Origin of the sequence: Desulfobulbus alkaliphilus, from assembly GCF_016918545.1 — a bacterium.
Taxonomy (GTDB): domain Bacteria; phylum Desulfobacterota; class Desulfobulbia; order Desulfobulbales; family Desulfobulbaceae; genus Desulfobulbus; species Desulfobulbus alkaliphilus.
The window spans coordinates 1-436 of record NZ_JAFFQC010000274.1; the positions used below are offsets into that span (position 1 = coordinate 1).

The 436-nt window shown below is 66.3% G+C and carries 1 protein-coding gene; it reads left to right on the forward strand.

The features are described 5' to 3' along the window. Nucleotides 1–12 precede the first annotated feature (12 nt). Nucleotides 13–436 (forward strand): phosphoribosylformylglycinamidine synthase family protein (locus JWG43_RS18495; protein ID WP_504208232.1); only part of this gene is annotated, 424 nt, incomplete at its 3' end.

The following is a 436-nucleotide window of genomic DNA, read 5'->3' on the forward strand; positions in this document are numbered from 1 at the left end:
GCCTTGCCCACCATGGCGCATTTCTCGTGCTTTCCCGGCGCTCTCGCGCTGTCCGCCTTCCGCCAGCAACGCCTGCTTTCCACCCTCAAGCGCATCGATCCGGACATCGATGGCGTCAGTGCCCAATACCTGCATTTCGTGGCCGCCGACACGCCGCTGTCGGCCGATGAATCCGCCCGTGTGCAAGCGCTGCTGACGTACGGTTCGCCCGCTCCGGCCGATGGCGAGGGCGACCGCTTTGTGGTCATCCCTCGCTTTGGCACGATCTCGCCGGGGGCCAGCAAAGCGACGGAAATCGCGCGCCACTGCGCACTGCCGCAAATCCACCGCATCGAGCGCGGCGTGGAATTCACCATCACGTGCAAGAAGGGCCTCATTCGCAGCCTGACCGGTGCTGCAAAGCATCTGGACGACGCCACCCGCGCCGCCGTGGCCG